General features: G+C 58.2%; 31 protein-coding genes and 1 pseudogene. 13 read left to right on the top strand and 19 right to left on the bottom strand.

Going from position 1 to position 24,767, the window contains the following annotated elements; genetic code table 11:
- Positions 1 to 73 precede the first annotated feature (73 nt).
- The 11 genes from EDC23_RS01045 to EDC23_RS00995 form a co-directional block, all read right to left on the bottom strand.
- Positions 74 to 550 carry a pilus assembly PilX family protein gene (locus EDC23_RS01045; RefSeq protein WP_134080415.1) on the bottom strand — a complete coding sequence of 159 codons (477 nt, stop codon included), beginning with the start codon at positions 548 to 550 and terminating at the stop codon, positions 74 to 76.
- Positions 551 to 641: 91 nt separating this feature from the next.
- Positions 642 to 1,445 (bottom strand): prepilin-type N-terminal cleavage/methylation domain-containing protein, encoded by an 804-nt coding sequence (locus tag EDC23_RS01040; RefSeq protein WP_134080414.1) that lies wholly within the window; start codon positions 1,443 to 1,445, stop codon positions 642 to 644.
- Positions 1,445 to 2,002 carry a type IV pilus modification PilV family protein gene (locus EDC23_RS01035; RefSeq protein ID WP_166668735.1) on the bottom strand — a complete coding sequence of 186 codons (558 nt, stop codon included), beginning with the start codon at positions 2,000 to 2,002 and terminating at the stop codon, positions 1,445 to 1,447. The genes EDC23_RS01040 and EDC23_RS01035 overlap by 1 nt, the downstream gene beginning before the upstream one ends.
- Positions 1,992 to 2,486, bottom strand: a complete 495-nt coding sequence (locus EDC23_RS01030; RefSeq protein ID WP_134080412.1) for a prepilin-type N-terminal cleavage/methylation domain-containing protein — start codon at positions 2,484 to 2,486, stop codon at positions 1,992 to 1,994. Before EDC23_RS01030 ends, EDC23_RS01035 begins: the two co-directional genes overlap by 11 nt.
- Positions 2,437 to 4,422 carry an O-antigen ligase family protein gene (locus tag EDC23_RS01025; protein ID WP_134080411.1) on the bottom strand — a complete coding sequence of 662 codons (1,986 nt, stop codon included), beginning with the start codon at positions 4,420 to 4,422 and terminating at the stop codon, positions 2,437 to 2,439. The genes EDC23_RS01030 and EDC23_RS01025 overlap by 50 nt, the downstream gene beginning before the upstream one ends.
- A gap of 50 nt (positions 4,423 to 4,472) precedes the next feature.
- Positions 4,473 to 4,934 carry a prepilin-type N-terminal cleavage/methylation domain-containing protein gene (locus tag EDC23_RS14300; protein ID WP_166668734.1) on the bottom strand — a complete coding sequence of 154 codons (462 nt, stop codon included), beginning with the start codon at positions 4,932 to 4,934 and terminating at the stop codon, positions 4,473 to 4,475.
- Between the two features lie 181 nt (positions 4,935 to 5,115).
- Entirely contained in the window at positions 5,116 to 5,718 is a 603-nt protein-coding gene (locus tag EDC23_RS01015; protein ID WP_134080410.1) for a hypothetical protein, read from the bottom strand.
- Positions 5,711 to 6,259 carry a prepilin-type N-terminal cleavage/methylation domain-containing protein gene (locus tag EDC23_RS01010; RefSeq protein WP_134080409.1) on the bottom strand — a complete coding sequence of 183 codons (549 nt, stop codon included), beginning with the start codon at positions 6,257 to 6,259 and terminating at the stop codon, positions 5,711 to 5,713. Before EDC23_RS01010 ends, EDC23_RS01015 begins: the two co-directional genes overlap by 8 nt.
- Positions 6,259 to 7,485, bottom strand: a complete 1,227-nt coding sequence (locus EDC23_RS01005) for a type II secretion system F family protein (RefSeq protein WP_134080408.1) — start codon at positions 7,483 to 7,485, stop codon at positions 6,259 to 6,261. The genes EDC23_RS01010 and EDC23_RS01005 overlap by 1 nt, the downstream gene beginning before the upstream one ends.
- Entirely contained in the window at positions 7,472 to 9,271 is a 1,800-nt protein-coding gene (locus EDC23_RS01000) for a GspE/PulE family protein (protein ID WP_134080407.1), read from the bottom strand. Before EDC23_RS01000 ends, EDC23_RS01005 begins: the two co-directional genes overlap by 14 nt.
- 243 nt (positions 9,272 to 9,514) lie before the next feature.
- Positions 9,515 to 10,477, bottom strand: a complete 963-nt coding sequence (locus tag EDC23_RS00995; protein WP_134080406.1) for a dihydroorotate dehydrogenase — start codon at positions 10,475 to 10,477, stop codon at positions 9,515 to 9,517.
- A 399-nt stretch (positions 10,478 to 10,876) separates the two neighbouring features.
- Here EDC23_RS00995 and EDC23_RS00990 point away from each other — a divergent pair.
- The 5 genes and pseudogenes from EDC23_RS00990 to EDC23_RS00970 form a co-directional block, all read left to right on the top strand.
- A pseudogene (locus tag EDC23_RS00990) lies at positions 10,877 to 10,960 on the top strand (TrmH family RNA methyltransferase); the annotation flags it as partial.
- Positions 10,961 to 11,125: 165 nt separating this feature from the next.
- Positions 11,126 to 11,590 carry a tRNA (uridine(34)/cytosine(34)/5-carboxymethylaminomethyluridine(34)-2'-O)-methyltransferase TrmL gene (gene trmL / locus EDC23_RS00985; protein WP_134080405.1) on the top strand — a complete coding sequence of 155 codons (465 nt, stop codon included), beginning with the start codon at positions 11,126 to 11,128 and terminating at the stop codon, positions 11,588 to 11,590.
- Positions 11,591 to 12,388: 798 nt separating this feature from the next.
- A complete protein-coding gene (locus EDC23_RS00980) occupies positions 12,389 to 12,913 on the top strand; it encodes a hypothetical protein (RefSeq protein ID WP_134080404.1) in 525 nt (174 codons plus the stop codon).
- Positions 12,914 to 13,291: 378 nt separating this feature from the next.
- On the top strand, positions 13,292 to 14,155 hold the full coding sequence (locus tag EDC23_RS00975; protein WP_134080403.1) for a choice-of-anchor L family PEP-CTERM protein: 864 nt from the start codon (positions 13,292 to 13,294) through the stop codon (positions 14,153 to 14,155).
- A gap of 257 nt (positions 14,156 to 14,412) precedes the next feature.
- Positions 14,413 to 14,568 carry an RNA polymerase sigma factor region1.1 domain-containing protein gene (locus EDC23_RS00970; protein ID WP_166668733.1) on the top strand — a complete coding sequence of 52 codons (156 nt, stop codon included), beginning with the start codon at positions 14,413 to 14,415 and terminating at the stop codon, positions 14,566 to 14,568.
- A 174-nt stretch (positions 14,569 to 14,742) separates the two neighbouring features.
- Here EDC23_RS00970 and EDC23_RS00965 read toward each other — a convergent pair whose 3' ends face one another.
- Positions 14,743 to 15,240, bottom strand: coding sequence for a DsrE family protein (locus EDC23_RS00965; protein WP_134080401.1), 498 nt, complete (start codon positions 15,238 to 15,240; stop codon positions 14,743 to 14,745).
- A 165-nt stretch (positions 15,241 to 15,405) separates the two neighbouring features.
- Here EDC23_RS00965 and EDC23_RS00960 point away from each other — a divergent pair, with 165 nt between their 5' ends.
- The 6 genes from EDC23_RS00960 (at position 15,406) to EDC23_RS00935 (ending at position 18,106) form a co-directional block, all read left to right on the top strand.
- Positions 15,406 to 15,672, top strand: a complete 267-nt coding sequence (locus tag EDC23_RS00960; protein ID WP_134080400.1) for a CopG family ribbon-helix-helix protein — start codon at positions 15,406 to 15,408, stop codon at positions 15,670 to 15,672.
- Complete coding sequence (locus EDC23_RS00955) at positions 15,669 to 15,956, top strand: type II toxin-antitoxin system RelE/ParE family toxin (RefSeq protein WP_134080399.1); 288 nt, start codon at positions 15,669 to 15,671, stop codon at positions 15,954 to 15,956. The genes EDC23_RS00960 and EDC23_RS00955 overlap by 4 nt, the downstream gene beginning before the upstream one ends.
- Before the next feature lie 127 nt (positions 15,957 to 16,083).
- Positions 16,084 to 16,581, top strand: a complete 498-nt coding sequence (locus EDC23_RS00950; protein ID WP_134080398.1) for a DUF2726 domain-containing protein — start codon at positions 16,084 to 16,086, stop codon at positions 16,579 to 16,581.
- Between the two features lie 142 nt (positions 16,582 to 16,723).
- On the top strand, positions 16,724 to 17,389 hold the full coding sequence (locus EDC23_RS00945; RefSeq protein ID WP_134080397.1) for a TVP38/TMEM64 family protein: 666 nt from the start codon (positions 16,724 to 16,726) through the stop codon (positions 17,387 to 17,389).
- Between the two features lie 173 nt (positions 17,390 to 17,562).
- A complete protein-coding gene (locus EDC23_RS00940) occupies positions 17,563 to 17,844 on the top strand; it encodes a type II toxin-antitoxin system mRNA interferase toxin, RelE/StbE family (RefSeq protein WP_134080396.1) in 282 nt (93 codons plus the stop codon).
- Between the two features lies 1 nt (position 17,845).
- Entirely contained in the window at positions 17,846 to 18,106 is a 261-nt protein-coding gene (locus EDC23_RS00935) for a helix-turn-helix transcriptional regulator (protein WP_134080395.1), read from the top strand.
- Between the two features lie 94 nt (positions 18,107 to 18,200).
- On the opposite strand, the gene EDC23_RS00930 is transcribed toward EDC23_RS00935, so the two are convergent.
- From EDC23_RS00930 to EDC23_RS00900, 7 genes are all read right to left on the bottom strand, one after another.
- Positions 18,201 to 19,211, bottom strand: a complete 1,011-nt coding sequence (locus tag EDC23_RS00930; protein ID WP_134080394.1) for an NAD(P)H-dependent glycerol-3-phosphate dehydrogenase — start codon at positions 19,209 to 19,211, stop codon at positions 18,201 to 18,203.
- A 6-nt stretch (positions 19,212 to 19,217) separates the two neighbouring features.
- The gene (gene secB / locus EDC23_RS00925) at positions 19,218 to 19,700 is read right to left on the bottom strand and encodes a protein-export chaperone SecB (protein WP_134080393.1); all 483 of its coding nucleotides are present in this window, start codon (positions 19,698 to 19,700) and stop codon (positions 19,218 to 19,220) included.
- Positions 19,701 to 19,782: 82 nt separating this feature from the next.
- Positions 19,783 to 20,217 carry a thioredoxin TrxC gene (gene trxC / locus EDC23_RS00920; RefSeq protein WP_134080392.1) on the bottom strand — a complete coding sequence of 145 codons (435 nt, stop codon included), beginning with the start codon at positions 20,215 to 20,217 and terminating at the stop codon, positions 19,783 to 19,785.
- A gap of 10 nt (positions 20,218 to 20,227) precedes the next feature.
- Positions 20,228 to 20,491, bottom strand: a complete 264-nt coding sequence (gene grxC, locus EDC23_RS00915) for a glutaredoxin 3 (RefSeq protein ID WP_134080391.1) — start codon at positions 20,489 to 20,491, stop codon at positions 20,228 to 20,230.
- Between the two features lie 13 nt (positions 20,492 to 20,504).
- The gene (locus EDC23_RS00910) at positions 20,505 to 20,942 is read right to left on the bottom strand and encodes a rhodanese-like domain-containing protein (protein WP_134080390.1); all 438 of its coding nucleotides are present in this window, start codon (positions 20,940 to 20,942) and stop codon (positions 20,505 to 20,507) included.
- A gap of 23 nt (positions 20,943 to 20,965) precedes the next feature.
- Positions 20,966 to 21,178, bottom strand: a complete 213-nt coding sequence (locus EDC23_RS00905) for a YgaP family membrane protein (RefSeq protein WP_134080389.1) — start codon at positions 21,176 to 21,178, stop codon at positions 20,966 to 20,968.
- A gap of 126 nt (positions 21,179 to 21,304) precedes the next feature.
- Complete coding sequence (locus EDC23_RS00900) at positions 21,305 to 21,628, bottom strand: ArsR/SmtB family transcription factor (RefSeq protein WP_134080388.1); 324 nt, start codon at positions 21,626 to 21,628, stop codon at positions 21,305 to 21,307.
- A gap of 247 nt (positions 21,629 to 21,875) precedes the next feature.
- Between EDC23_RS00900 and gpmI the strand changes: the two genes are divergently transcribed.
- Positions 21,876 to 23,447, top strand: a complete 1,572-nt coding sequence (gene gpmI, locus EDC23_RS00895) for a 2,3-bisphosphoglycerate-independent phosphoglycerate mutase (protein ID WP_134080387.1) — start codon at positions 21,876 to 21,878, stop codon at positions 23,445 to 23,447.
- A gap of 95 nt (positions 23,448 to 23,542) precedes the next feature.
- Positions 23,543 to 24,724: a murein hydrolase activator EnvC family protein gene (locus EDC23_RS00890; RefSeq protein WP_134080386.1), complete on the top strand. Its 1,182-nt coding sequence runs from the start codon at positions 23,543 to 23,545 to the stop codon at positions 24,722 to 24,724.
- Positions 24,725 to 24,767 lie beyond the last annotated feature (43 nt).

Genomic DNA, 24,767 nt, shown 5'->3' with positions numbered 1-24,767 from the left:
GGGTTTAAACGCCGAACCAGGGAACCGGGGCCTGCGAGGCCGGGTCCCGACAGGTTATCGCAAGGGGGGTTGTTCACGGCAGCCTCACCATGACCTCCACCTGCCGCCGGGTGTCGTTGTCAGCGAAACTGCACTCAGCGTCGCTGGTGATCCGGTAATAGGTGTCGCCCGCCAGAGTCAATGTCTCGCAATCAAGGGTGGCCGTGCACCCGCTCAGCTCGGCCGGCGAGAAATTCATGCTGTTGCTGACGGCGGTGCAGCCGGGGTTGCCGCCACCCAGCGGCACGACCTGGGCGACGGCGGTCTGGGCGCCGGTTTCGGCGGCGTAGAAGGTGCGGATCGACTGCACCTCGCTGGCCACCGAGCGCTGGCCGCTCTGGGTGAGGCTGACCATGGCGGTCCCGATCAGGGCCATCACGACGATGATGAAGATCGCCAGCGGGAGGCTGAAGCCGCCCTGGCGCACCCGCCCTGCGGGCAGGGACGAGGGACGAGGGACGAGGGACGAGGTCCACAACAAGTGTTCGGGACACGGCAGATTCTCTGTCACGGACATTCCGGTCGCGGCGGAGCCGCTCCTACAGCACGCGGAGGGATTCAGCGCTGCAGGAGCGCCAGTGGTGCGATGATTTACGACATGATCAGGGTACATTGCGGATTTGCACCTCGTGTAACAGTCTGACCCACTCGCCCTCTTCCATAAAGCGCAGATCCAGGGTCACCACGGCGCTGCGTTGCAGGGAGCCGGCTGTGTAAGCAAACGGGGTAACCGCGTTGCCCCCGTCGCTCAGTTGAAGGTTCTCGGCCAGCAGGGCGCCGGTCACCCCGGTGGGCGGTACTGACTGGGTGCTGTCGATGCCGTAGCCGCGATAGCGTTTCAGATCGCCGTCGGGGTCGACACAGTAACTGACCGGTTCGCCGGTAAGAAAAAACCGTTTACGCGGTGAGTCGTGGGTAAAGCGGTGGTCGTTGTCGAGATAGACCACCCCGTTGGCCGGTTCGGAATTGGCGGGGTCATAATCGGCCAGCGGTCCGGGGTTGTTGTGGGTATACAGGGGCTGGGTGGCGTGGGGGAAGACCGCCACATGGGCCGGCGTTTGCGGCGGCGCGTAAGCGATGGCGGCAAAGGAGATGTTGGCCGCCGTGCGGGGGACCGAGTCGTAGGAGGAGCCGCTCTCCACGGGAAAAAATTCGATACAGTGGGTGGTGCCGCTGTCATTGTCGACGCGCACGCTGTTGGGCAGGGCGTTGCGCAGTTCGCGGGTCAGGCGTTCGACGGCAACCCGCGCGCCACTGGTGAGTTGATCCCGGCGCACGGTATCGCTGTAGGCCTCCATGCTGCGCACGACATAGAGGGCCGTGCCGGCGCTGATCGCGCCCAGCACCACGATCACCACGATCAGCTCGACCAGGGTAAAGCCGGATTGTCGGGCTCGCCTCAGCATCAGAAGTTGGTCCGGTAAACGGTGACAGGGATTTGTTGATTGCGCGGGGTGCGCACCGTCAGGTCGATCCGTTTGGCACGGCGGTCGTCGGTAAAATCCACCAGTTCGCTGCCGGCATAAGTGATCTCAATGCGCACCTCGTAGTCGCTGTAATTGGGCAGGGGATCGCCGTTGGCATCGGTCACGGCCTCAAAGGCGGGAGCGTGATAATCATCCACATCATCGTAGCGACTGCGGCTTTCCGACGGCCCATCCGGACCAAAGTTGCCGGCGTCGGTACAGGGATCCCCGTCCGCGCCGTCGCAGGGTGGCGATCCCCCCTGGGGCGTATTCTCGTCATACTTTTTGGCCAGAATCTCGTCCAGGTATAACTGGCTGATCTCCATCGCCCGGGTATTGACCAGCGCCTCGGGCGCATCCAGCAGCGTGCGGTTGATCACCAGCACCACCCCGGACAGCCCCACCGCCAGCACCACAATAAACACCACCATCTCCACCAGCGTAAAACCGGCCTCGTCCCTCGTCCCTCGTCCCTCGTTACTGTGTTTAACAACCATGCGCATACCCCGTCGTTTCAATACAGACCTGGCGGGTGATGCCGTTGGCGATGCTCAACGTCAATGGACCGCTCAAGGCGCCGGAGCTGTCATGGGCGTCGCCGAGGCTGTCGTAGCTGATATTGGCGGCGGTGATGGTAATGTCATCCGGCAAATCGATGGTCATGGGCGAGCCGCTGCCGCCGTGGGTGATGGTTACCCGCTTGTTGCTGTTGTCGGTGGCGAACAGGACATTGCCGCCATTGTTCATCGCCAGTTGCTGGGCGTGGCGGGCGGCGGCAATCACCTGGGCCTGGGCCGCGCCGGGGGTGACACTGCCGCGATCGATAAAGCGCGGAATCAGCACCACTGCCAGGATGCCAATGATAATGATCACGGCGATCAGTTCCACCAGGGTAAAGCCGCGATGGCGCTGCGCAAAAGGCCGCATCGGATCAGTAACGCTGCGAGGGCCGGCGCCGGCCCTGTTGTTGCTGACGTTCATAGTCTTCCTGAAACTGCTCCAGTCGATCCTGCAATCGGGTGGCAAGTGCTTTTTCGCCGTTCCGGGCGGCCAGTTGCGCGGTCAGTTGCATATAATCGAGCAGCTCCCGGCTCAGGCTGTGATAGGGGTAATCCAGTCCTTTTTTCAGTATAGCAAAGGCCTCGTCGGGCCGGTTCTGTTGCCGGTGGTGACGGGCCAGCGCCATGCGCGCCGGTAAAAAGCGCGGGTTGTTCTTCAGGGCCTGGCGGTAGTAGATCATCGCCGTGTCGGGATCGCCGTCCTGCAGGGCGGACAGCCTGCCCTGCAAATAGGGTGTGTGGGCCTGATAGGGGTTGAGTTCGGCGGCCTGATCGAGCTTGTCGGCCGCGTAATCGAGCAGGTTCGATCGTTTGGGGTTGTCTTCGGGGAGCAGTTCGGCGCTGCGAATCAGCAGATCGGCGTCCATATAAAAAGGACTGTCCATGTAGGGCGACAGACGCTGGGCGCGCTCAAAGGCAAAATGGGCCTGCTGGATTTGACCGCCGGCGGCCAGTTTTGCGCCGCGTTGATGGTAGTGGTCGGCCACTGCCAGGGTGACAAAGTAACCCCCGGCGGCCAGGACGATGGCAAAGCTGAGCAGATAAAACGACAGCGGCTGAAAGTGCGGTTTCCAGTGAAAGCGCAAACAGTACGCGGGGGTCTGCCGCGCATAGAGGCGATCGAGCCGGGCCAGATAGAGGCCGGCCACGATCATCAGCGGTAGCACGTAGAAGTTATAGGTAAAGGCGCTGTGGATACCCAGGCTGAGCAGGGCCGCGAACAGGCCCACCGCTTCAAGGTGCGTCCCGCGTGCCGGGCGTGATGGATCCCGGTCAGTCGAATCGCTGCGGCGATAATGGCGAATCAGCCGGGTAAACTGCCCGATCAGCACGCCGATGATCAGTAACAGGAAAAACAGTCCCGGCAGACCGGTCTCGGTGGCGAGCTGCAGATAATCGTTATGCACGTAATAGCCGGCGCTTTTATCCTCCAGGCGGGCCGAGCTCGGCAGCTTGAGAAAAAAAGCGCCCAGGCCGATGCCGCTGAAAGGCTGGGCCTGCAGCATCTCCCAGGCCGGTTGCCAGAGCACAAAACGGGGATTGCCCGAGGTTTCGGGATCGGCCAGGGTCGCCATGCGCGAGAACATATCCTTGCCACCGCCGATCCCGCTCAGCTGGCTATAGCCCCAGGCGAGAACAAAACCGCCCCCCAGCCAGCCGGCCAGCGCTCCCAGCCGGCGCAACGCCACCCGGCGCCAGGCCAGGGCGAACAGCAGCCCGGTGGCCAGGGCGAAGGCCAGCAGGGCGCCGCGACTGGTGATGATCCCCAGCACAAAGGTAAATAGCAGCAGGCCCGTGACGATCCCGGCGCGCCGTCGTCCCGGCGGCGCGCTCAAATAGACCGCGGCCAGCGGCAGCAGCGCCAGGTTGATCAGGGCGGCCAGGGAGTTCTGGTTATAAAAGCTGGCATCCGGCGAGCTGCCGTAAACCAGCTGTTCCAGCGCGCCCCACAGGGCCAGCCCCGCGGCGAGGAGAATGAACAGGCCGAAGCCAGGGCGCCAGCTCGATTCGCTGGCGGGCTGCAGCATCCGGATCAGCACGATCAGGGCGAACGCGCCGACCCACCAGAGATTCATTACCCCCAGATAGGGCACCGGATGGTAGAGCAGGCTCAGGGCGAGAAAGCCGAGAAACAGGCCGCAGGCCAGGGCCAGGGGCGTGACGATCACCGTATGTTGCCGGTGATAGCCCTGCAGCAACGCCAGCAACAACCAGCCGAACAGGGCCAGCAGGGCGATACTGTAAAACTGCAGATAAAAGCCGTTGAAGATCAGCGCCGCAATGAGGGCGGTGAGGAACAGGAGGATCGAAAGAAGCGTCGCGCGGGATTCGGCGACAACGGATAATAAACGGGTCATGGAAATGACAGAGGCCGCGAAGCGGCCTCTGTTTTGTGTTGAGTTAAAACTTAGCAGTCTGAAACATCGACGCTGACCGGGTCGTCTGTGCTCTCCGGATCATAGATTGCAGTGCAGTCAGATTTACCAGTGGTAAATGTGTCCGGATAATACACTCGTGTAGTACCACTAGTTGTTGCCGCGAAACCATCCGGATCCGGCATGGCTGTTCCGATGCCCGCAGCATCTGCTGTAGGTCGACCGCCGCGTCCCGCATTGGTTGATTCCTGAAGAACAGTAACATTGGTGCCACCCATACTGACGTTGCTCGCACCGTTGTCGCCATTGACCACGTACTGCGCCTGACCGAGTGACGCGGCGGCGCGCAGGCCCCCGGCGACGCCCTTCACACTGGCTTCGCGCGCGTCGGTGGTGACGTCGATGAATTTGGGCAGCGCCGTGGCCGCCAGCAGGCCGAGGATCACGATGACCACGACCAGTTCGATGAGGGTAAAACCGCGTTGTTGATGCATGATAAGCTCCAGTATTTCGATGGTGTGGCAACCGCGGTTGCCGGGTGAAAGACCCTTCTGCCGCAGCAGAAACAAGAGTATTCAGCAATTTAGCGTAAATTTATCAAGGAATCCAGCAGGTTTTTCGCCGATGACAAACGCATAGTGATTATAGCGGCAACGGTGGCCGGACTTTAAGTTTTTATAATAACATAAATAATACGACAATTGCCGCGAGGAACACAACCCCCCCGAACAGCCGGGGAGCCCGCTGCGCGGCGCTGTCCAGAACCGGCGAGCTGCCCTCCGGGGCCAGTTTCTGGGCGGTGGAGATCCAGCGGTTGGCGTGACGTTCGAGATTTTTGATGTTGCTGGGGCGAATCAGGACCACCAGCCCGATATAGAGGGTGAAAATCGCCATCACCACCAGAAAGATCTGCAGAACATCGAGCAGCCAGGCCCAGATATCGGTCGGCAGGATCCCGGGCAGGATGCTGGCATAGCCTTCCAGCGGGAAATCGAAAAACAGCCGGTAGAGCAGATAACCGGCCCCGACCACCAGCAGCAGGCCGTAGAGCTTGGCGTTACGATAAAAATAGCGTTCGACATGGAACTGCTTGTCCAGGAACGCGAGGCTGAAGCGGGGGGTGGAAAGTCGCCGGCTGAGCGACTGGTTAAGGCGCAGCCCGAGGGCGGGGCGGATCAGCAGCAGTAATCCGTAAAGGGCGACCAGGGCAAGCAGGACGCCGAGAATCAGTTGCAGGCTCTCCAGCAGGACGGAAGCGAGTGCGGCAGTATTATTCATTTGGAAATTCCCATTCGTAGTCTTCCAACGTTACCAGATCCAGGCCCGTCACATCATCGGTCCCGGGATCAAGGCGATTATTCCGGTTGTTGTCGTTGTAAACCAGCTGGATGCGATACCGCACCCGGGGCGCGCCGGACAGCGGGGTGTTGAAATAGTCGCCAAAGCGAACCCGGTAAACCAGCGCCGACTCGGACGTATCGAAATACCAGACCCCCTCCTCGTTTACCTGCGATTCATTATCGATCTCGCCGAGGTAGTTGTTCGGCGGCTGGGACAGAAATTCCACCGGATTGGTGTGTTCCAGATCATTGACCGTGTCTATCCTGTCCCGGGCCACCCGTTCGGCAATCGCCATGCCCAGGCCGCTGCGAATATTGCCGGTGACGGTCTGAATCATGGCACGTTCGGCGTCGATGCGATACTCGAACAGGCGATCGATGGCAATCAGCCCCATGATGGAAATGATCAGCACGACCAGGACCAGTTCCAGCAGGGTAAAGCCCGGTTGCCGGGATGGACAGCGCGGATGCCGGTTCATTAATTGCCTCTGACGACGTTCATCAGATCCCACATCGGCAGGAACACGCCCAGCGCCAGCAGGAAGACCATCGCACCGAGAATCACGATCAGGATCGGCTCCAGCGCGCTGCTGAGGTATTTGAGCCGGTAATCGACCTCGCGACCGTAGAAGACGGCGATATTATCCAGCATCTCGTCCACCGACCCGCTCTCCTCGCCGACGGCGATCATCTGCAGAATCAGCGGGGTGAACATGCCGCTGTTCGTGGCGGTGCGGGTCAGCGATTCGCCCTGTTCCACGCCGGTGCGCATGCCGTGAATGTGCTGCTCCACATAGGCGTTGTCCACCGCATTGGCCACGACGGTCAGGCCCTGGAGAAGGGGCACGCCGGAGCGCTGGGTCATGGCAAAGGCGGTGGCGAAACGCTGCAGCAGGGCATAGTGCAAAATAATTCCCACTGCCGGCAGTTTCAGTTTGTAACGATCCCAGATGAGCTTCCCTTTCGGGGTCTTGAGCCAGGCGCGCACGGCAATCAGGGCGACGATCAGGCCCCCGGCCAGCAGATACCAGTACTGGATCGTGAAGTTGGACATCCCCACCAGCAGGCGGGTTTGCCACGGCAGCTCGGCATCGAACTTGTCGAAGATGCCGGTGAAGGTGGGAATAACGAAAAAGTTGATCACCCCGATGGCGATGGCGATGGCGACCACCACAAAGGTCGGATAGCGCATGGCGGTCTTGATCCGATCGGCGGTTTCCTTCTCTCGCTCCAGATATTCGGACAACTGCAACAGCGCCGCATCCAGGTTACCGCTGTGCTCACCGACCTGCACCATGCTGATGAAGAGATCGGAAAAGACCTGCGGATGGCGGGCCATGGCGCCGGAGAGATCCAGACCCGACTCCAGTCCCATGACCAGATCGTGGATCACGTCCTGCAGATAGGGGTTGTCGATATTATCGGCCAGCCCGTTGAGGGCGCGGATAATCGGCACCCCCGAACGCATCAGGGTATAGAGCTGGCGGGCGAAGAGGATCATGTCGTCCAGCCTGGGGCGGCGCCGGGCGCGCCATTTGCGATAGCGCTCCCCCGGCGACGGACGCGGCCGGTTCTCGGTGATCTCGATCGGGGTGACGCCGCTGTTCAGCAGCTGGTTGGCGGCGCTGTCGGTTGACGCGGCCTCCAGCTGGCCGGTGATCGCGCTGCCGCCCCGGTCGCGGCCTTTATAGTCAAACCGGGGCATGGGGCGGTGTCGGGTCAGTGTCAGTATCGTCGGCGTCGACCGGTAGCGGGATCACTGTCCGGGGCAGCTCCGCTTCATCCACGGTGCCGGTAACCCGCACCACCTCTTCCAGCGAGGTGATCCCCTGCAGGGCATAGTCCAGCGCGTGCCGGGCGAAGGGGCGGAAACTGTCGCTCTGCCTGGCCTGTTGGGTGAACTCGACCGAGTCCTCGCGGCGCAGGGCATTGGCCAGATCCTCGTCGATCTCCAGGTATTCGAACACCCCGATCCGACCCTGATAGCCGGTGTTGTTGCAATGGGGGCACCCCTTGCCGTGGTAAAAGCGCTGCTCGTCGATCTCCTCCCCCAGGGTGTTGTAGAGCCAGGCCAGCTCATGGGGCTCGGGCTGATAAGGGGTCTTGCAGCTGCCGCAGATGCGGCGCACCAGGCGCTGGGCGACCACGGCACGCAGCGCGCCGGCCAGCAGATAGCCTTCGGCGCCCATGTCCAGCAGGCGACTGACACTGGAGATGGCGTCGTTGGTATGCAGGGTAGAGAGCACCAGATGGCCGGTGATGGAGGCGCGCAGGCCGATCTGCGCCGTCTCCTGATCGCGCATTTCCCCCACCAGCACGATATCCGGATCCTGACGCAGGGCGGCGCGCAGCACCCGGGCGAAAGTGAGATCGATGCGCGTGTTGACCTGAACCTGGTTGATGCGCGGCAGCCGGTATTCCACCGGATCCTCGACCGTGATGATTTTCTTTGCCGCGTCGTTGAGTTCCGACAGCGCGGCGTAGAGCGTGGTGGTTTTCCCGCTGCCGGTCGGGCCGGTGACCAGCACCATGCCGTAAGGGCGATGAATCTGGTTGCGGAAGTGGTGGAGAATATCGTCGGTCATCCCCAGCTGCTCCAGATGGAGCATGTCACCGGACTGATCCAGCAGACGCATGACCACCGATTCCCCGTATTGCACCGGCATGGTCGACAGGCGCACATCGATGCTTTTGTCGCGCACGCGAATATTAAAGCGACCGTCCTGGGGGATGCGCCGCTCGGAGATGTTCAGCCCGCCCATCAGTTTGAGACGCGAGACCAGCGCATTGGCAATGCGCTTCTCCTTCATCACCTGCTCCTGGAGCACCCCGTCGACACGCTGGCGAATGCGCAGCACGTTCTCATCCGGTTCGATATGGATATCCGAGGCGCCGATCTGCACCGCGTCCTCGAATAAAGTCTGCAACAGGCGCACGACCGGCGCGTTGGCGACATCCTCGTTCTGGACCATCTGGTTGAGATCGATGTCGGTCGTCTCGAGCTGGTCATCGAGTTCCTCGGCCAGATTGCTGATGTCGGCGGTGCGCCGGTAAACCGTGTCAATCGCGGCCAGCAGGTCGGTTTCGCGTACCACGGCCTGCTGAATATCGCGCTTGAGCACCTTGCTCAATTCGTCATAGGCGAAGATATCGGTCGGATCGGCCATGCCGACCAGCAGGCTGCCGTCTGGGTTCTCCTTGAGGGCGATGACCCGGTAGCGGCGCGCGAGGGTTTCGGGGATGAGGCGCACCGTCTCCTTGTCATAGTTGTACTGTTTCAGATTGATGAACGGCAGGCCCAGCTGGGTGGAGAGCAGTTCCATCAGCTGCTGCTCGGTCACCAGTTTTTTCTGGATCAGGGTGCGGCCCAGCTTCTGGCCGGTCTTTTTCTGATCGGCCAGCGCCGCCATCAGCTGGTCTTCGCTGATGAGGTTGTTTTCCACCAGCAGATCGCCAAGGCGGATTTTTTTGCGTGGAGCGGTCGTGGCCATAATGGATATATCGATTGGTTATGGGTCAGGCTGTCGCCCGAGCGTTGTTATCGTTATCGGCCGCCAACAAGGCAGCTTTATCGCTTTTACGGTGGATTGCCGCTTTTAACAGCAGGCGCCGTTACTATCGTTCAGCCGCAGGCGCCGGTCAACTGCGCCGCATTGCCCGGGCGATGCCGGTTCACCGGCAGGCCGGACAGTGCACCCGCCGGGCATAAACTCCGCGGTGTCCGGCGCTCAGTCTCAACTGCAGGAACCGCCGGCATCATTCAGCCGCAGACTCCCCGTGATCTGCGCCACGTTGGCCAGCCCGTGGCGATTCATATATGCCACGATACCGGCGTTGATTTTCGCGCAAATCAGCGGGTCATAGAACAGCGCGGTCCCCACCCCTACCGCCGAGGCGCCGGCGATCAGAAACTCGATGGCATCTTCCGCCGAATTGACCCCGCCCTGGCCGATGATCGGAATCCCGTGCTCGCGGGCGACCTGGTAGACCTGGTGCACCTTGAGCAGCGCGATCGGCTTGATCGCCGGCCCGGAGAGCCCGCCCTGGTTGTTGCCGATAACGGGGCTGCGCGATTCGATATCGACAGCCATGCCCATCAGCGTATTGATTACCGCAAAGCCGTCGGTCCCCGCCTCGATACAGCGCCGGGCATTGTCGGCAATGTCGGTCTGGTTGGGCGAGAGCTTGGTGATCAGCGGCTTGTCGGTCACCGCGCGGCAGGCGGCCACCACCCGCGCCGACATCTCTGGATCGTTGCCGAAAGTGACCCCGCCCTCTTTCACATTCGGGCAGGAGATGTTGATCTCCATCGCGTCGATGGGCGAGTCATCGAAGATCCGCGCCACCTCGACATACTCTTCCAGGGTCGAGCCGGAGAGGTTGGCGATAAACCGGGTCTCGGCAAAATCGAGCTCGGGCAGAATGGTGTCGACCACCTGGCGCGAACCGGGGTTCTGCAGCCCGATGGCATTGAGCATGCCCATCGGCGTCTCGAAAATCCGGTGCGGCGGATTGCCCAGGCGCGGCTCAAGGGTCGTGCCCTTCAGGCAGACCGCCCCCACATCCCGGTTCGAGTAGCCGACCACCCGGGTGTACTCCTCGCCAAAGCCGACGCAGCCCGACAGCAGCACCAGCGGCGTCTGGAAATCCATCCCGCAAAAATCGGTGCGCAGCAGCTCAAGCTCGTCGTGGTTCATGGCGAGGCAAGATACCCGTATTACGTCGCTGGTACAAGTCAGGCAAAGAGCGTAACTCATGGCGGGTCGGGGACTTTTTCAGCGCTGCGTCTGTTTTGGGCCAGCGACGAGGTACGAGGGCCGAGTGACGAGTAAAGAATCGGTTGTGCTGGGGCCGGATTATATCCCCTCCCCCTAACCCCCTCCCTATGGGAGGGGGAACTTACTTCGCGATTAGCGAGATCATTCCCTCCCCTTCAAGGGGAGCACCCTGGAGGGCATAAAGGTCAGGGAGGGGTGGTATAAATTGAGCCAAGGCAAAATCACTTCGTCGGTCGTTCCTCGTTCTTTCAACAATCGGATCAGCATCACGAATCATTACGGTATGATGACCCATATCGATATCCAGAGCCCAATGCCATGTTCCACGTCGTACTGTATCAACCGGAAATCCCGCCCAACACCGGCAACATCATCCGCCTGTGCGCCAACACCGGCGCGCAGTCGTAGGCCAGGTTGCGCGCAGCGCTACCTGGCGCTTTTACTTTGATTCGAGGTCTGTCGTAGGGGGTAGGCCGGACATAGCGCAGCGGTGTCCGGCAACAATCCGCTCAGCATGGTAAGCCATTACGGTATGATGACCCATCTCGATATCCAGAGCCCAACGCCATGTTCCACGTCGTTTTATACCAACCCGAAATCCCGCCCAATACCGGCAACATCATCCGCCTGTGCGCCAACACCGGCGCGCAGCTGCATCTGATCGAGCCGCTGGGCTTCGAGCTGGACGACGTGCGCCTCAAACGCGCCGGGCTGGATTACCACGAATACGCCGAGGTGCAGCGACATACCAGCTTCGATTCCTTTTTATTGGGCGCGCAGCCCAAACGGCTGTTCGGCTTCTCCACCAAAGGCCAACGTCATGCCTTCGAGGTGGCCTATCAGCCGGGGGATGCCTTTTTATTCGGCCCCGAGACGCGGGGCCTGCCGCAGGCGTTGCGCGACGGGCTCGGCGAGGACTTTGTCCTGCGCCTGCCGATGCAGCCGACCAACCGGAGTCTGAACCTGTCCAACGCCGTGGCGGTGATTGTGTATGAGGCCTGGCGGCAGGTGGGGTTTGAGGGATCGGGATAAGGTTTATCAACCTTTAATCCCCTCCCCTTCAAGGGGAGCACCCTGGAGGGCATAAAGGTTAGGGAGGGGTGATCAAGCATCCAGCTTCTATCTAAATGATCGCCCTCCGGGCACCCTTGATCTTGAAAGTGGGCTCCCATGCCTCAGACTTTATTCCCTCCCCTTCAAGGGGAGGGTTAGGGTGGGGTGATCCAAACCTACTTCCTAAATGACCGCCCTCCGGGCGCCCTTGATCTTGAAAGTGGGCTCCCATGCCTCAGACTTTATTCCCTCCCCTCCAAGGGGAGGGTTAGGGTGGGGTGATCCAAACCTACTTCCTGAATGATCGCCCTCCGGGCGCCCTGAATTTTGAAAGCGCTGACCCGCCAGCGCGCCTCGGGTTCATTTCGTTGTAACGCGACAACGAAACGAACCAAAGGAAACGCGCCCGAAGACGCCGCCGGTTCAGCCATTTCCAATGGCTGAACCGGTTCCTTGCGCTTCTCGCTCCAGTCGGGCTCGCCAGACGGCACGTCCCTGTGCCGACTGTCGAGTGGCGGCATCCCTGCCGCCACCCTTCGGGCTATTCCTCCTTCCACTGCGATGCTCGGCGGCGTCTAACGGGATCAAAACCGACTGGCAGGAGCCGGAGTTTGCCTTGATGTTTAAACAAAAAACAAAGTTATCAGGATGAAAATGCAGAAAATCCTTGCTACGGTTAAGAGTAATTTTTGTCTTTTGCCGTAAGAGGCAGAATTTACCTGATTCCTGAAAATACAGGTTCTGCTCGAATCACTGTTAGTGCTTTCAGAGGAAGTCATGAGTACTGCTGAATTTATTACACTCATCACAAATGTGACAGTCATGATTTTTTTGGTCTGGAGTTATTTTCGGAGAAGAAATATTGATAACAGGATTGATAAGCTCGCTAGCGTCCTAAATACAGTAACTGATTTATTAGATAAACATCGCAGCTGGGAAAAAACTGCGAATGAAATAAAGGCAATAGAAGATACCTATGAAAGGAAAGTCAAGGCTGAAATAGATGCCCATAAAAAAGAATCCTTAGATTCGGCCAAAAGCATAAAAATATCTGAGCTAAAAGCATGCTATGAACTTGAATGCATGGAGAACTCTGTAAAATTATTTGTCCCAGATGATCTGAAATCATTAATTTATGCGCAGATGTTAAAACAAGGGTTCAGTAAAAGTGAAAGGCATGTGGCTGCATTTTTTACGTCGGAGAAAGAAATTAATGACGCATTGCTTTTGTTAGCGAAAATTGGAGAAAGTTCTAACAAAGCGTCTCAGCCGACGAAAGAAGATAGTGCGACTGATTCTTGATGTTAGGCAGAAACTAAATCAGGTTCAGGCCCTGACTTTAAGGAAGAAAAAGGCAAGACCTGACCCCGTGATGGTCCGTTTTATTGGGGGAACGTCATAGCCCTTATCGAACCCGTTTTATCGGGGAACCTCACTCTGACTCCAAATATTGTTTGACCCTAAGTATCGTTTATATTTCCTATACTTACCTGCCGCCACATCGCTGCTCAATTGTCAGAATTTTTTACACCCGATTCTGAGCGATTTACCAATCTATTTTTAGATCAATAGCTTAAAAATATTGGTTCGGTTTTTGCGTAATGACTTTCAGACCAATCAATCAAATTGATCGGTCTCCTTTGACCTTGGTTAAACACGACTCAAATCAGGAGATTTGTCATGAAAACTCGCTTAACAACTGTTTTACTGGCTGCCGCCTTTGGGGGAGGGGGGGTAACACCGGCACAGGCCATCCTGGTCTCGCCGGACGCCGTTGGCGCTAGCCTCACCACGAGCCTGACCGAAGGGTCCACCGGCCTGACTGTCGTGAGCTCTACCTTGAGCGGAAACAGCTCGGGCGGCGCCGTCTCCAGCGGAACTTACACCAACACCAGCGGCACCTACGGAATCGGTCCCGGAATCGTATTAAGCTCCGGCGATGTCTCCGATTACAGCGACGGATCCAATACTGCTACCGGCAACACAACAGATTTTGGTACGCCCGCTACCGGCGCACAGGAAGCCTTGCTCGATCCCATCACGGGGGGTGGATTTAGCCACTTCGACGTCACCCAGCTCGACATTGACTTTACCAGCAGCACCGGCGAGGTGTTTTTCGACGTCGTGTTCGGTTCCGAGGAATTCGACGAATACGTCGGCAGCACTTTCATCGACGGCTTCGGCCTGTTTTTGAACGGCACCAACATCGCCTCCGTTGGTGGCAGCCCGGTCAACATTAACCATCCCGACATGGCCTTTCTGGCCGGCACCGAACTTGACGGCATTCTCGCCCCTGGCGGAGATCCTCGCCTGACCTTCTCCGGCACGGGGCTGGATACTTCACTCACCCACAGCCTGTCCTTTATTGTGGCCGATACCTCCGATAGTATTTTGGATACCACCACCTATATCGCCAGTTTGGGTGGCACGACAACATCCCCCTCACCCTCCCCCATCCCTGAGCCCGGCTCCCTCGTCCTGATGGGCCTGGGTCTGGCGGGGCTGGGGGCAACCCGGCGGCGCAAAAGGCCGCAGGCCGCCTGAATCGCGCCTGGCTTGAGGGAGGACGCCCGTCAGGAGAACCCACTGGCGGGCGTTTTTGGTTGCCTCCTTCTTCTAGACTTACCTTTAAAGCTTTTCCCGAAAGAAAGGGTCAGGTCTTGCGCTTTGACTTTCGGGCCTTGCATTGACGAGGCCTGTGCTGATTGTTTGTTATGAAAACAGAAAATGGCTGTAAAAGCACAGTTATATCCAATAGTATGAAATGCTATGCCTGAACTTAGTTTTGGAAGGGGCTGATATTGATTGCGAAAGAAATAATTGAGAAAGGCCGGGAACAGGGATATTTACTCAAGAGTGAAATCATGGAAATGCTGCCGAATGAAGCAGACAGCCCGGAGGGGTTAGAACTGATTTTTGAAATGATCCGTCACATGGGGATTGAGGTTCGTGATTGATCAGTAAATGGAAGTAAATGGGGTCGGTGACAAACGATTCTCATTTGCAATCAAAGTAAAACTCATTCCACAACAACACAAAATTAATTCTTTCTCTGCGTTCCTCTGCGTCTTTGCGCCTCTGCGTTGATCTCTTTATCTTTCTGTTAATCCGGCTGCCCGTGCAATGAATATCTAGTCAATGCGGATGGTCGCATAGCCTTGTTGCTGGTAACCCATGATGGAGAGGAAGGTGTTGCCAACCAGTTCGATCCCCGGTAGCAGGTCGTCGGCACCCAGATCGATGCGCCGGGTTGCGATGCTACAGGCTTCCATGTGTATACCGCCCAGTTCCAGCAGGCTCTTCAACCGATCGTGGACGGCCGTGATCTCGCTGACCTGGTCCAGCTCGCCGTGCCAGCTGCTGCGGGCGATCAGGCGTGCGGCACCGCCGCGAAAACCGAACACCATCTCGGGTTTGACACCCTGGCGCAGCATGTCGTCATAGGTTTCCCGGATCACGTCGAGGCGGCCGGCCAGCGCGGCGGGATCGCCCAGCGTCACGTCCCAGAGGATTCGCCCGGTTTCAACGCCCTGCAGGGCGCGGGCATCATCCGGCTTGTTTGCATCGGCATGCACAATGGCCGGCAATAACAGGGCCAGTAATGCGAGGGTTGCGGTAATTTGTTTCATGATAAGACCTCTGAGCGGTGTGGTATCGCTTTTCAAGCGTAGCAGTTAGTCATGCCGAGGGGGCAAAGCCCTTATCGACCCCCTTGATGTTCTGACATGCAGCCTGGCTGGCATGTCCCGGTTGTACTAATATGTAATACATATCACTACGCTGAGGTATGTGGCATGGGTATTACGAGTATTCGGATCGCCGATGAGGTGGAAAAGCCCCTGGAGGCGCTTTCCAAAAGGCTGGACAGGAGCAAGAATTACCTCATAAATCAGGCGATTAAGGAGTTTCTGGCGCGGCAGTCCCTGGAGGATTCCCGGTGGCAGGAGACCCTTGAGGCGCTGGAGTCCATCAAGGCGGGTCACTCCATCGCCGAGGAGGATGTGAATGCCTGGCTGAACAGCTGGGGGACGAATCAGGGTAAATCGCCACCGGAATCATGAAGGTCAGGTACTCGCCGGAGGCTATCGCTGACCTGCGGCGAGTGGTGGACTTTGTTGAGGCTGAAAACCCGTTTGCGGCCCGGCGAATCGCGCTCGATCTCCAGGAGGGTGTCGACAGGCTGAAGCGGTTTCCAAAAATCGGCTTACCTGTCTTGAAGGCCCCCGACCCGGAGCTAATCCGTGATCTTTATATCGGCAGGTATACGGCCCGTTACCTTATCGCGGATGAAACCATCTATATATTAAGAATCTGGCACAACAAAGAAAACGAGAAGAATTTTTAACAAGAAAAACGAAAGCCCGTTTTGCAGGAAAAGTGGGCAGATTTATTTTTTAATGGGGTTGGATAAAATTTAATCCTTCCGGTGCCTTTTGGGGCTCCTTATTGGCGCCGTTAAGCGAGAAAATAACATGGAATGGGTAATTGTTTTATTAGTATTGGTTGTCATTGTTTCGGTTTTTTTAAAATCTCCTTCAGGGAAAGATTACAATTATCGTCAACGCAGGATGTTATTCACTCCTGCCGAGCGCTCATTTCTGGGTGTTCTGGATCAGGCCATATCTGATAAATATCGTGTATTTGGCAAAGTAAGAGTTGCCGATATTATTACTCCAGCTAAAGGCATGAGTCGTAAAAACTGGCAAATTGCATTTAATAGAATTTCCGCAAAACACTTTGATTACGTTTTGTGCTCAAAGGACAAATTAGAGGTGATTGCTGTGATTGAGTTAGATGATAAGAGCCACAATACAAAGAAAGCAAACGACAGGGACTCATTGCTCGAAAATGCATGCAAAAGTGCATCGTTAAGCCTTATTCGATTTCAGGCAAAGTCTAATTACCAAATACAAAATGTTCGTGATCATATTGAATTAGTATTAAATCCAGGAAGTTCAGGGTCAGGGTAAAGCCCAGACACCTTGTCGAATTAACCGCCCGGGGCGATACGTTGAAAAACGACGACATAGAGGCAGTGCAGACATTCATCAAAATTCGTTGGCCAGCGGAGTCGTGCAAGATCCAGGCGGGGATTGATCAGGATTTTCGACAATGAAGCTCTCGCCAGTGGTTGCGCGGCTGTTGCTTCTCGGCGCTATTGTCATCGCGTTAATCGGGGGCTATCTGATACTCGCGCGCAGCGGCGCCATCGCTTTTCTGGAAAATGGTCCCGCGCTGCAGGCGTGGCTGCAACAGTTGGGCATTATCGGTCCGCTTGCCATCATCGGCCTGATGACGCTGGCTATCGTCATGAGCCCGATCCCCAGTGCGCCTATCGCGCTGGCCGCGGGGGCGGCCTATGGTCACACAGAGGGCACGGTGTATGTGCTCATCGGCGCGGAACTGGGCGCCATTATCGCCTTTATTATCGCCCGCCTGGCGGGTCTGGCGGTCGTGCAACACTGGCTGGGACCGGGCATCATGCAACGCTTGCACGGCTCGCAAAACATGCTGATGTTGATCGTGTTCGTTTCCCGCCTGCTGCCGTTTATTTCCTTCGATATGGTGAGCTACGCCGCGGGCGTGACGCCGTTGCGCTTCTGGCGCTTTGTGGTTGCGACCTTCGCGGGCATCATTCCCGCCAGCTTCCTGCTCGCCCACTTTGGCGCCGAGATGGCCTCGGGCGAGAGCGAACGCATTGGTATAACGCTGTTGCTGCTCGGCGGTGTATCGCTGCTTGTTATCCTGCTGGAGCGGTTTTCAAGACGCCGACGATAACGCCTGATGAAGGCGGCGGTATATGATTATCCGGCTTTGCCTTTTGCCAAGCTGGCATTATAAGTCCTGTAAGACAACTCAACTCAGGTGACGCAGAAATACGCTGGGCTGGTTATGACCTGATGCGTTAAATATATTGACATACCATAATTGGTATATATACTAATTATGGTATGTGGGCCATATATGAACATCGGCGCGTTTCCAGGCAGCTCGGTTCAATACCAACTGACGTCCTGAAACGCTACGAGAAATGGAAAGATGTTGTGACCCTGTCCGGCCCCCAGGGCCTACGGAAAATCAAGGGCTTGCACGATGAGTCGTTAAGCGGCGAGTGGAAAGGTTACAGGTCATCCCGGTTAAATCAACAATTCAGGGTGATATACAGGATTGAGAAAGAGAGGATTCTCGTCGAAGTTGTCAGCGTGACGCCTCACGATTATCGGAGGAAATAGCATGAAGGGATATTCCAAAGCCAAAAAGCACATCGATGTTTCTGTGGGCGAGTCTGTCAAAATCATGCGTGAATGGCAGGATCTCAGCCAGAATGAGCTGGCGGAATTGAGCGGGATTCCGCAGTCAACGATCTCAGCGATTGAAAATGATCGTGTTCAGCTCGGCGTTGAAAGAGCCAAGGTACTGGCGAGAGCACTGAACTGCCATCCTGCTGTACTGGTATTCCCTGGCTGGGATGTTGACCACGAATCAGCTGCATAACAATCGATTTCACAACGAGATAAAATAAACGTTTTCTCCGCGTCCTCTGCACCCAAACAACGGGCATAAAAGCCTCTGCGGTGAGATTTTTTCTTTAATCCAGCTCCGGCCGAATCGCCCGTTCCATTAAGGCGTGGAGGGCTTCGGTGGGGGTGTGGTCTTCGTGGATGACGCGGTAGACCTGTTCGGTGATGGGCATGTCGACGTTGTGGCGTTGCGCCAGGGCGAAGACTTCCTTGCAGGTGTTGATGCCTTCGACCACCTGGCCGATCTCCTTGACGACGTCATCCTTGCTGCGGCCCTGGCCCAGGGCTATGCCGAGGCGGCGGTTGCGGGACTGGTTGTCGGTGCAGGTGAGCACCAGATCGCCCAGGCCGGTGAGGCCCATGAAGGTATCGTGTTGCGCGCCGAGGGCGACGCCCAGGCGCATGATCTCGGCGACGCCGCGGGCGATCAACGCGGCGCGGGCGTTGGCGCCGAAGCCCAGGCCGTCGGCGGTGCCGGCGGCGATGGCCAGGACGTTCTTGCAGGCCCCGCCGATCTCCACGCCGATGATGTCCTCGCCGGTATAGGCGCGGAAGTGATCGTTGTGCAGGGCGCGGGCCAGCTCCAGGGCATAATCGGCGTTGCGCGAGGCGACGGTGACCGCGCCGGGGAGGCGTTGCGCGACTTCGCGGGCGAAGGTGGGGCCGGAAACGACGGCCATGGGGATGTTACTGCCCAGCTCCTCTTCGACCTGCTGGTGCAGCAGTTTCTGGCTGCCCGGCTCCAGCCCCTTGGTGGCCCAGCAGACTTTATGCCCGGCGTTCAGTAACGGTTTGATGCGGGTCAGGGTCTCGCGAAAGGCGTGGCTGGGAATCACCAGCAAAATGACCTCTGCTTCGTTGACCGTGGCCTCGAGATCGCCGCTGGCACTCAGGCCGTCGGGAAAGCCGAGGCCGTGCAGATAACGCTGGTTGGCGCGATCGCGATTGAGGGTGTCGGCCTGCTCGGGACGGTGGGTCCAGAGCGTGACGCGGTGTCCGTTGTCGGCCAGCAGCATGGCCAGGGCCGTGCCCCAGGAGCCGGCACCGAGAACGGCAAAGCGTTGCGCGGGACGGGACATGGGCGGTTACTGGCTGGCGCTGTCCGTGTCGGCCTGTTGCTGATCGGCCAGGTGTTTGGCGTAGAGGGCCTCGAAGTTGACCGGCGCCAGCAACAGTTGCGGAAAGCCGCCGCGGGTGGCCAGATCCGAAACCACTTCGCGGGCATAGGGGAAGAGCATCTCGGGACAGAAGCTGCCCAGCATGTGGCCCAGATCGTCGCGGTTGAATCCCTTGATGGTGAAGATGCCGCCCTGCTGGACTTCGATGAGACAGGCGGTCTTCTCTTCGTGTTTGACGGTGACGGTCAGGGCCAGCACCACCTCGTAGACCTCTTCGGCAATGGCTCTGCCGTTGGTGTTGAGCTCCAGGTTGATCTGGGGCTGAAGCTGCTCATTGAATATCGCCGGCGCGCTGGGCGATTCAAACGAGATGTCCTTGGTATAGATCTTCTGAACGGCGAACTGCTGTTGTGTCTCGCCGCCGTTTTGCTGGGTGTCGTTATCGGCCATGAAGTTGTCTTGTTATCGTTGAAAAGGGATGGGAAGAAAATCCGATGTTAGCAGATTGGCGCCGACCTGGGCAGGGCGGGGATCAGGTAAACTGCCGCGCCCACTGCAGCAGGCGGCCCTGATCCAGCGCACCGGCCTGCCGATCCAGTTCGCGGCCGTGTTTGAATATCGCCAGGGTGGGAATGCTGCGGATCTGGTATTGGGCCGCCAGTTGCTGCTGGGTTTCGGTGTTGACCTTGGCCAGGCGCAGCTGCGGCTGCAGTTGCGCGGCGGCCTGTTCGAACACCGGAGCCATCATCTTGCACGGGCCGCACCAGGGTGCCCAGAAGTCGACCAGCACCGGAATGTCATTTTTGCTGATGTGCCGGGCAAAATTGGCGGCGGTCAACTCAAGGGGACGGCCGTCGAACAGCGGCTTGCTGCATTTACCGCACTTGCCGCCGCCGCCGAGGCGGTCGGCCGGCAGCCGGTTGATGCTGTCGCAATGGGGGCAGACGATATGCAGGGCGTCGCTCATGGGACGGGCCTCAGGTGTTGTTCAGTCCCAGGCGGCTGTCCAGCTGGCCGGCGGCTTCCAGCGCGTAAAGTTCGTCGCAGCCGCCCACATGCTGATCGTCGATGAAGATCTGCGGCACGGTGTGGCCCTGGCTGCGCTCCATCATGATCTGGCGCTGCTCGCTGTCCGCGTCCACCGGGATTTCGTCGTAGCTGACCTGCTTGCTGTCCAGCAGTCGCTTGGCGCGAACGCAGTAGGGGCAGAATTGGGTGGTGTAGATGGTCACCTCGGCCATGGCGTGTCTCCCTTTACTTGGATTGTTTCTTGTTCACCAGCGGCAGGTTGGCGCTTTTCCAGGCCAGAATGCCGCCGCTGAGATTGTAGACGTTATCAAAGCCGGCTTTTTGCAGGGTGGAGCAGGCCTGGCCCGAACGATGACCGGAGCGGCAGACGGCGATAATCGGTTTGTCCTTGTACTTTTGCAGTTCCTGGGTCTTGTCGTTGAGCTGGCTGAGGGGGATATGCACGGCGTTGATAATGTGACCGTCCTGGTATTCCGACTCCTCCCGAACATCCAGCACGACCGCGTCGTCCCGGTTGATCATCTTGACGGCTTCGCCCGGCGAGGTGGAGGCAAAGTTTTGCAGGAGTCCGCCAAAAAAGCTGTGCGCCAGCAGGGCCAGAATAACGACCAGGGCGCCGACCAGAATCCAGTTGTTGCTGATGAAAGTAGCGAGTTGATCCACGAGCTCTCCTTGCGGAATTGGTTTCAGTTACTGCAGCTTTTGATGCCGAAGCGTTTTAACAGTTTTTCCGGCGGGCAGAAATTAGTAAAGCCGCTTTGCAGCAGATTCAGGCTGACAAACAGCGTGAGCCACAACCAGTGAACGCTGTGATAGATCGGACTGGCCTCGACGCCCAGTGCCAGGGATAACAGCAGTAACAAGCCGGCCAGGGACCGGATGATTCTTTCGCTGGTCATTGTCGGTGGTGCCTCACGTGTGAGTCAGAATAGTGTCACAGATAATAGGGGTGGGTTGGCGGATTTCAAGCACAACCCCGCCCTGGCGTTTCAGCCAGTGTTCAATCCGGTGCTCGGGAGCCGGATTTAGCTGGCGCTGCAGAATACTTCGCGCATCATTTCGATCAGGCGCAGGGTCCGTGCATCCCCCACCCGATAATAGACGCGGTTGGCGTCCTTGCGGGAGTCGAGAATCCCCTTGTCGCGGAGTATTGCCAGATGTTGCGAGATATTGCTCTGCGAGGTCCCCACCTGCTCGACGATATCCTGGACACTGGTTTCCTGGTCACCCAGGGTGCACAGAATTTTCAGCCGCAACGGATGCGACATCGCCTTCAGCGAGCGGGAGGCGCGGTCGATATCCTCATCGCGAGTCATGAGCCCGGACAGTTCCATCGTATTTGTATTCATGTGACCATCCCAATGCTATACCTGCGTTTTGCCAGGTCTTTTAAATTGTCGTGCGGCACTATGGTGCCTTTTATTAATAAAACATTATACAATAATCTGCCGTTTGAGAAGGCATTTTGCCAACGCAGTGCGAATTTTTGCCCCCCTGGATACCGTTTCCGGTAGAATGCTGGCGCCCTGCGGGGGAATTCGTTAGACTTCGTCTAAATGTAAAACTTGTTATAATTCGAGCATTTACCTCTACTTTATGTCAAAGAATTCGAAACCGATGTTGCTGGTCATCCTGGATGGCTGGGGTTACTCCGAAATCACCGAGGGCAACGCCATCGAGCATGCCAGCAAACCGGTCTGGGACCGGCTCTGGCAAGAATGCCCGCATACCCTGATCCGCGGCTCCGGCGCCGAGGTGGGCCTGCCGGCGGACCAGATGGGCAACTCGGAAGTGGGACACCTCAACTTGGGGGCCGGCCGCGTGGTCTATCAGGAGTACACCCGGGTCAGCCGCTCGATCAAAACCGGCTCGTTTTACTCCAACCAGACCTTGGTGGACGCCGCCCAGCTGGCGGTGGACACCGACCGGGCAGTGCATATTCTCGGCCTGCTTTCCCCCGGCGGGGTGCACAGCCATGAAGAGCATATCCACGCCATGGCCGAGCTGGCGGTCAGGCAGGGGGCGAAAAAAGTCTATGTGCACGCCTTTCTGGACGGGCGCGATACCGCCCCCAAAAGCGCCGTCGCCTCGATCGAGAAAATGGAGGCCAAGTTCGCCGAGATCGGCGGGGGCCGCTTCGCCTCGATCATCGGGCGTTATTTCGCCATGGATCGGGATCACCGCTGGCCGCGGATCCAGAGCGCCTACGATCTGATTACCCGGGGCAAGGGCGAATTCACCGCCGAGACGGCCATGCAGGGGGTGGAGATGGCCTACGCACGGGAGGAGAGCGACGAGTTCATCAGGGCCACGGCCGTCGTCCCTCCCGGCAGCGAACCGGTCAAAGTGGAGGACGGCGATGTGGTGGTCTTTATGAACTACCGTTCCGATCGCGCCCGCCAGATCACCCGGCCGTTTATCGAACCCGATTTCGACGCCTTCGAGCGCAAGGCGACCCCGAAGCTGGGCCGTTTTGTGAGCCTCACCGAATACAATTCGGAATACGATATTCCGGTGGCCTATCCGCCCGACCGGCTGAAAAACGTGTTCGGCGAATACATCTCCGGCCTGGGCATGCACCAGTTGCGCATTGCCGAGACCGAAAAATATGCCCACGTCACATTCTTTTTTAATGGGGGGCGCGAGGAGCCGTTCGAGTTCGAGGATCGGGTGCTGATCAACTCCCCCAACGTGGCGACTTACGATCTGCAGCCGGAAATGAGTGCGCCCGAATTGACCGACAAGCTGGTCGAGGCGATCGAGGGTCAGGAATACGATGTGATCATCTGCAACTATGCCAACCCCGATATGGTCGGTCACAGCGGCAACTTCGAGGCCACGGTCAAGGCTATCGAGGCCATCGATCAATGCCTCGGCCGGGTAGTCGAGTCGATCCACAAGGCGGGCGGCGAGCTGTTGATCACGGCCGATCACGGCAATGCTGAAATGATGCAAAACCCGCAAACCAATCAGGCCCACACCGCCCACACCTCCAACCTGGTGCCGCTGATTTACCTTGGACGTGATTTCAAACTGGAAGCCAACGGCGCGCTGTCCGATATCGCGCCGACCATGCTGGAACTGATGGGGCTCAAACAACCCGCGGAGATGAACGGCCGCTCACTGATCGCCAAACCGGAAGAGGCGGTTCAGCAGGATGCCATCTAGGCGCTCGCCAAATAACCGCCGCCACGACGGTTAACATCAATCGCGCGGAGGATCGGGATAGCTTGCCTGGTAGCAACAGGGTTACTATTTCGACCATGTTCACCGCACTCCAACGCTGGTTATTGATCCTGACACTGGCCGTCTTGCCGGCCGGGGCGATTTATGCCGATCTGAGCGCCGCGCAGCAGCAACAGGAAAAATCCCGCCAGCTTGAAAACCTGCGTCAACGTATAGATCAACTGGAGCAGGATCTGGCCGCGCAGCGGGATCACTACAGCGAGGAAGTTCAGCAACTGCAGACGATCGAAACCCGAATCGGCCGGCGGGTCAAAGCCCTGCGCGGGATCAAGGATCAGTTGCAGGCGCAAAACCGCAAACTGGACACGCTGGAGGACGAACAGCGCGAGCTGCAAAACGAGCTGGAGAGTCAGCGGGAGCTGCTCGGCCAGCAGGTCCGGGCGGCCTATGTCATCGGCCGTCAGGAATTTCTTAAACTGTTGCTCAACCAGGAAGATCCGGCCGCGGTGGGGCGGGTCTCCACCTATTACGATTATTTCAACCGCGCTCGCAGTGAGCAGATCAAGGCGGCTCTTGAAACCGTCGCCAGGCTGGACCGTGTCGAACAGCAAATCGCCCGGCGCAAGACCGAATTACAAGCGTTGCACGATCGTGAAGTAAAACAAAAACAGCAACTGGAGCAAAACTTTCGTGAGCGCTCCCGGGCGCTGGCCAGACTGAAAAAGGAGATCGGGTCCAGGGACGAACAGTTAAGTCAGTTGCAGGAGGACGAGAAACAGCTGCAGCAACTTTTGCGGGCGCTAGAGCGGAAGCTGGGCGATCTGCTGACAGAAGAAAAGGACTCACGCCGGAGTTTTGCCGAACGGCGCGGGGAGCTGGCCTGGCCGGCGCGCGGCGAGATGCGAAAACGGTTTGGCCAGTCGCGTAATGCCGGCCAGCTGCGCTGGAACGGGGTGCTCATCGGCGGCGGGGAAGGCAATAGCGTGTATGCCGTAGCCCCCGGCCGGGTTGCCTATGCCGACTGGTTGCGCGGCTACGGACTGCTGATCATCATCGATCATGGTGACGGCTACATGAGTCTGTACGGCCATAATCAGGGTCTGTTGAAAGAGGTGGGCGACTGGGTCCGGGCTGATGAGGCGATTGCCGAGATCGGCAGCAGCGGCGGTCGGGATGAAGCGGGTCTCTATTTTGAAATCCGCCACAACGGGACGCCGACCGATCCGGCAAAATGGTGCGGGCGAACCCGGCGCGGCTGAAGAATTGACCGACAGGCCCGGCAAATGTGTTAAAGTTAATACT

This window comes from Thiohalophilus thiocyanatoxydans (genome assembly GCF_004366735.1).
GTDB lineage: Bacteria > Pseudomonadota > Gammaproteobacteria > UBA6429 > Thiohalophilaceae > Thiohalophilus > Thiohalophilus thiocyanatoxydans.
The sequence above is the reverse complement of the archived record's forward strand: the minus strand, read 5'-3'. Positions and strand labels throughout refer to the sequence as shown.

Bases quoted from the DNA above. Each gene is read 5' to 3' on its own strand.
- EDC23_RS01040 (WP_134080414.1), bottom strand. From the start codon at position 1,445: ATGCTGAGGCGAGCCCGACAATCCGGCTTTACCCTGGTCGAGCTGATC.
- EDC23_RS01035 (WP_166668735.1), bottom strand. From the start codon at position 2,002: ATGGTTGTTAAACACAGTAACGAGGGACGAGGGACGAGGGACGAGGCC.
- EDC23_RS01030 (WP_134080412.1), bottom strand. From the start codon at position 2,486: ATGAACGTCAGCAACAACAGGGCCGGCGCCGGCCCTCGCAGCGTTACT.
- EDC23_RS01025 (WP_134080411.1), bottom strand. From the start codon at position 4,422: ATGACCCGTTTATTATCCGTTGTCGCCGAATCCCGCGCGACGCTTCTT.
- EDC23_RS14300 (WP_166668734.1), bottom strand. From the start codon at position 4,934: ATGCATCAACAACGCGGTTTTACCCTCATCGAACTGGTCGTGGTCATC.
- EDC23_RS01015 (WP_134080410.1), bottom strand. From the start codon at position 5,718: ATGAATAATACTGCCGCACTCGCTTCCGTCCTGCTGGAGAGCCTGCAA.
- EDC23_RS01010 (WP_134080409.1), bottom strand. From the start codon at position 6,259: ATGAACCGGCATCCGCGCTGTCCATCCCGGCAACCGGGCTTTACCCTG.
- EDC23_RS01005 (WP_134080408.1), bottom strand. From the start codon at position 7,485: ATGCCCCGGTTTGACTATAAAGGCCGCGACCGGGGCGGCAGCGCGATC.
- EDC23_RS01000 (WP_134080407.1), bottom strand. From the start codon at position 9,271: ATGGCCACGACCGCTCCACGCAAAAAAATCCGCCTTGGCGATCTGCTG.
- EDC23_RS00995 (WP_134080406.1), bottom strand. From the start codon at position 10,477: ATGAACCACGACGAGCTTGAGCTGCTGCGCACCGATTTTTGCGGGATG.
- trmL (WP_134080405.1), top strand. From the start codon at position 11,126: ATGTTCCACGTCGTTTTATACCAACCCGAAATCCCGCCCAATACCGGC.
- EDC23_RS00980 (WP_134080404.1), top strand. From the start codon at position 12,389: ATGAGTACTGCTGAATTTATTACACTCATCACAAATGTGACAGTCATG.
- EDC23_RS00975 (WP_134080403.1), top strand. From the start codon at position 13,292: ATGAAAACTCGCTTAACAACTGTTTTACTGGCTGCCGCCTTTGGGGGA.
- EDC23_RS00965 (WP_134080401.1), bottom strand. From the start codon at position 15,240: ATGAAACAAATTACCGCAACCCTCGCATTACTGGCCCTGTTATTGCCG.
- EDC23_RS00960 (WP_134080400.1), top strand. From the start codon at position 15,406: ATGGGTATTACGAGTATTCGGATCGCCGATGAGGTGGAAAAGCCCCTG.
- EDC23_RS00955 (WP_134080399.1), top strand. From the start codon at position 15,669: ATGAAGGTCAGGTACTCGCCGGAGGCTATCGCTGACCTGCGGCGAGTG.
- EDC23_RS00950 (WP_134080398.1), top strand. From the start codon at position 16,084: ATGGAATGGGTAATTGTTTTATTAGTATTGGTTGTCATTGTTTCGGTT.
- EDC23_RS00945 (WP_134080397.1), top strand. From the start codon at position 16,724: ATGAAGCTCTCGCCAGTGGTTGCGCGGCTGTTGCTTCTCGGCGCTATT.
- EDC23_RS00940 (WP_134080396.1), top strand. From the start codon at position 17,563: ATGTGGGCCATATATGAACATCGGCGCGTTTCCAGGCAGCTCGGTTCA.
- EDC23_RS00935 (WP_134080395.1), top strand. From the start codon at position 17,846: ATGAAGGGATATTCCAAAGCCAAAAAGCACATCGATGTTTCTGTGGGC.
- EDC23_RS00930 (WP_134080394.1), bottom strand. From the start codon at position 19,211: ATGTCCCGTCCCGCGCAACGCTTTGCCGTTCTCGGTGCCGGCTCCTGG.
- secB (WP_134080393.1), bottom strand. From the start codon at position 19,700: ATGGCCGATAACGACACCCAGCAAAACGGCGGCGAGACACAACAGCAG.
- trxC (WP_134080392.1), bottom strand. From the start codon at position 20,217: ATGAGCGACGCCCTGCATATCGTCTGCCCCCATTGCGACAGCATCAAC.
- grxC (WP_134080391.1), bottom strand. From the start codon at position 20,491: ATGGCCGAGGTGACCATCTACACCACCCAATTCTGCCCCTACTGCGTT.
- EDC23_RS00905 (WP_134080389.1), bottom strand. From the start codon at position 21,178: ATGACCAGCGAAAGAATCATCCGGTCCCTGGCCGGCTTGTTACTGCTG.
- EDC23_RS00900 (WP_134080388.1), bottom strand. From the start codon at position 21,628: ATGAATACAAATACGATGGAACTGTCCGGGCTCATGACTCGCGATGAG.
- gpmI (WP_134080387.1), top strand. From the start codon at position 21,876: ATGTCAAAGAATTCGAAACCGATGTTGCTGGTCATCCTGGATGGCTGG.
- EDC23_RS00890 (WP_134080386.1), top strand. From the start codon at position 23,543: ATGTTCACCGCACTCCAACGCTGGTTATTGATCCTGACACTGGCCGTC.